Raw genomic sequence first — 3,819 nt, 5'->3', positions numbered from 1 at the left:
GAAGAAAATGGACTAATACATAGAGAAGTTTATCCTGTTGTTCCACCAAAGGTTGAGTATTCATTGACAGATGAAGGAAAAGTTTTTTTACCTGTATTGAAATCAATGTATAAATGGGGCAGTAGTTACTCTGATAAATATCATGTGGAAATAGATACTACTCTACAGGAAACAATTCTTAAGGAAGAAGCATCAAAAAACAAAAAATAACCGGTTTCATTCGGTTGTATATTTACAAAAAGAACCCTCGGATAGAGAGTTCTTTTTATTTGTCAATTTATATATAGTTTTTATACTATATCCTGAAGCATTTCACTGAAACTATTTATTCTTGTTCTAATCTGTTCAAAAGATGTCGTTTCCTGGTCAATTTCTATATAGAGATTGTTAATGGAAGCATCTTGAAGCTGCTGATAGTAAATAGGATAGTCAAATTCTTCTGGATCACAGAATTTCATCATGCATATTATTACAGCATCGGCGTTGTTTTCTTTTACCATGTCTATAAGCATCTGTCCTCTTGGCTTGTCTACATTTGTAGCAAGTGAACATCCGTCAAATTCCTGCCACCATTTTGCAAGTCTATACAATGGGTCATCACCTTTGGGAACATCAATCCTAAACTGTTTTGATTCTTGGGCAAGATCATCCGCTGCTATTGCTATATCGTATTCCTTAAATATTTCAAGAAGTTCATCAGGCTCTGCTGTAATACCTGTAAGCACAACTTTTTTACCCTTCCATTCTTTTTTCTCAATCTTGTTTATTTCTTCATTTAATTCTCTAACCAGAGCAGTATGCTGTGATTTTTCCATGAAATATCTTGATTTTATTACTGCATGTCTATTTATTGGGTCAATTACATGAGGATACTCAGCTGCAATTTTTACAAATTCTCTCATAACACTTCTGTTTTCATTGTATATTTCTATGCTTTTTTCTATTGCTTCATCTGTTATTTCAAGATCCAAAATAGTTTCAAGTTTGTTTTTTATTATTTTAAATTCCTCAACTAGGAATTTATTTGCACCTTCTATCTTTCTGTTTTGAGGTTGAGTAAATGTAATTGTTGGAGAAGTTCCCTTCCATTTCTGACTTAAACACTTAAGAGTATCACATGGTACAGAGATTAACACCGCTTTCAAGTCATCATATGCTCCTTCTATCTGTTTTTCCATTACAGACTGCATAATTGAACACGCAAAAGGAGGAAGATAAGTTCTAGCTTTCTTTATACTTCCCTGTCCACCCCAGATACCTACAGGCAGATATCCTGCTGCATGAATTATTTCTTCCGGTGCATATACCGGCATTACACCTACGGCACCCTTTCCTGTTTTCTTTGTAAAATCCTCTACAGCCTTAGTGGGATTTTTTGTAATTTCTGTTAATTCATTTAATATAGTTTCTATTCTATTCATTATTCCACCTCCAAAGTCTGGTTCATCATTTCATCAAGAGCTTGAATCCTAGTATCAAACTGCGCAGGAGCAAAATTTCTAGGATCAGTCTGGTCTCCATCAAAACTTACATACGGAAGTTCATTTTTGTCATGAATCATTTCTGCTGTTTCATAATTCAAAAAACTCATAAGCTTGCAACTTCTGTTTTGATGATATAATATCCCGTCACATTTACCAGTTTCTATAACCTCACCTAATACCTTGACCTTATTGTCAAGACATGTATTAATATATATTCTAGTGTATGCTTCAGCCATGGAGCTCATATCCCCAGGTGTATATTCAAGATTCCACATTCCAGGATAAGCAGATCCCGTCATTATGCTTCCCTGATTTTTCAAGCCCTTGAAAGTATGTCCCAAATAAGGCCATATAGCTATTCCTTCCCATGTAATTCGCTTTTTCTCATTTCCTTTGAATGCATATATTTCATTCTTAAGATTCTCTTCCAGTTCTTCAGCAAACTTCTTAAATGTTATTTCTGAATAATCTAAACTTCTTGCACAAACTATCAATGCCATAAAACTAAACAGATCAAAACCATTAAGAGGAGATGGCTTATGGGATGCAAGAGCTGCCAGTCTATTCCATTGTGCAACTGATCTCTGTGTCTGTTTCTGTACTTCCAGGAATTTATCGTAGTCGAAATCCCTTCCAGTTACATCTTCTAGTATTCTGATTGCCTCTTTAAACTGATCAGCAATATAATCCTTGGAATACTGAGGTATAGGCATTGTATGATTAAATGGAACATCAATTACTATACAAGGTATGTCAAGCTCTACAGCAATATTTTCATACCATTTCAAAAGAGTATTACAAATATTGTTACATGTAATTATAATATCAGGCAAAGGTATATCTGCCGCAGGTGAATTTTCTAGTTTTTCAGGTGTTTTTCCAGTTAATGCCTTTTGCTTCAAAAGCTCCATATATCCAAGATTAACCCTTGCATATGAACATGTATCCAGATTGTATCCCTTTCTATCTGCCTCTTCGAGCATATCAGGCGCTCCCTTTCTGGCGCCTATGCCAGCTGCATGTGTTTCAGGATAAACCATTGCTATATCCATTGCAACGCAAAATTCTGGAGGTGCTACGGATGCAGACCAACATACCAACCTGCCTTCTTTTTTTGCCTGTCTTGCTTCTTCATCTAATTTTCCCTGATAATATCCTAGGAGTTCCTTTGCCTTCATATCCTTAATATCTTTTATATCACTCATATTATTCCCTCTCTTTATAGTTTATCCATGGTAACGTCCACGGGTTTTTATAGTATTATTCTATTTTTATTTAGTACTTATACTTATATAGCCTCTTCAGAAAATGTAGCTTCGTAAGCATATATTGCAGCTCCCAAAGCTCCAGTAGTCTGTGGATTGGGCGCAACTATAACATCAGTTCCAAGTTCCATACTTATCGCTCTTACAACACCATTATTTTGAGCAACTCCTCCACACATTACCACATCATCCTCAATGCCTGCCCTATAAGCAAGACTGCATGCTTTAGACGCTGTTGAATTATGAACACCTGCAATTATATTTTGCTTTTTTAGTCCTTTTGACAACTGTGATATAACTTCTGATTCAGCAAATACAGTACATGTGCTACTTACAACAGATGGTTCATCTGCCATCGCATCATATTCACCCATATCATCCAACTCAACCTGCAGTATTCGTGACATTACATCCAGAAATCTACCCGTTCCTGCCGCACACTTATCATTCATGAAAAATTGTCTGACCCGTCCTTTTTTGTCAAGCTTGATGGCTTTAGCATCCTGCCCTCCAATATCTATTATTGTTCTTGCGGTAGGAATAAGAAAATGTATTCCCTTTGCATGACAACTTATTTCACTGAATTGCTTATCTGCTTTATCTATTGAAAATCTTCCATATCCTGTAGTAACTATCTTCTCAATATCTGCTTCTGTTAATTCGGCTTTTTCAAGAGCTTCTGCTATTACCTTGCTTGGTCCAGTTGAACCTGTTCCTATCTGGGCAACTGCGCTTGACAATATTTTTTCACCATCTTTTAAAATTACCGCTTTAGATGATGCCGATCCTATATCAATTCCCATTGTATACACTATTATTCACCTCTTTAAATATATTTATTTCAATTCAAGTCCTATATTTTCATCTCTAAACAATCTATCATCCATCAATTTTACTTCCGCCGAAATATTAGGTTTAAATTCCATCATATCGAGAATCTGGCTCTTCATGTCTATCCCAGGTGCTATTTCTATAAGCCACAACCCGTCTTTGCGGAGTTCAAATACACATCTTTCAGTAATGTATAATACAGGTTGATTATTCTTATTTGCGTATTTACCACTAAATGT

4 protein-coding genes and 1 pseudogene are annotated in these 3,819 nt (G+C 35.6%); 1 reads left to right on the top strand and 4 read right to left on the bottom strand.

The features are described from left to right. Window positions 1–210, top strand: a 210-nt coding sequence (locus AC3AX0_RS09035; RefSeq protein ID WP_487549970.1) for a winged helix-turn-helix transcriptional regulator, incomplete at its 5' end; no start/stop codon positions are given. 80 nt (window positions 211–290) lie between these two features. Here the strand turns inward: AC3AX0_RS09035 and AC3AX0_RS09030 are convergent. From AC3AX0_RS09030 to AC3AX0_RS09015, 4 genes and pseudogenes are all read right to left on the bottom strand, one after another. Next, entirely contained in the window at window positions 291–1,421 is a 1,131-nt protein-coding gene (locus AC3AX0_RS09030) for a 2-hydroxyacyl-CoA dehydratase subunit D (protein WP_487549969.1), read from the bottom strand. Further along, window positions 1,421–2,689 (bottom strand): 2-hydroxyacyl-CoA dehydratase subunit D, encoded by a 1,269-nt coding sequence (locus AC3AX0_RS09025; RefSeq protein WP_487549968.1) that lies wholly within the window; start codon window positions 2,687–2,689, stop codon window positions 1,421–1,423. Before AC3AX0_RS09025 ends, AC3AX0_RS09030 begins: the two co-directional genes overlap by 1 nt. A gap of 83 nt (window positions 2,690–2,772) precedes the next feature. Next, window positions 2,773–3,561: an acyl-CoA dehydratase activase gene (locus AC3AX0_RS09020; protein ID WP_487549967.1), complete on the bottom strand. Its 789-nt coding sequence runs from the start codon at window positions 3,559–3,561 to the stop codon at window positions 2,773–2,775. A 24-nt stretch (window positions 3,562–3,585) separates the two neighbouring features. After that, window positions 3,586–3,819, bottom strand: a pseudogene (locus AC3AX0_RS09015) (3-oxoacid CoA-transferase); the annotation flags it as partial.

The organism is Dethiosulfatibacter sp., assembly GCF_983023055.1.
Note: the sequence above shows the minus strand (reverse complement) of the source record. Positions and strands in the feature narration are given on the sequence as shown.

What these genes read in the sequence shown, in the direction of transcription:
- AC3AX0_RS09025 (WP_487549968.1), bottom strand. Translation starts at nt 2,689, where the DNA reads ATGAGTGATATAAAAGATATTAAGGATATGAAGGCAAAGGAACTCCTA.
- AC3AX0_RS09030 (WP_487549969.1), bottom strand. Translation starts at nt 1,421, where the DNA reads ATGAATAGAATAGAAACTATATTAAATGAATTAACAGAAATTACAAAA.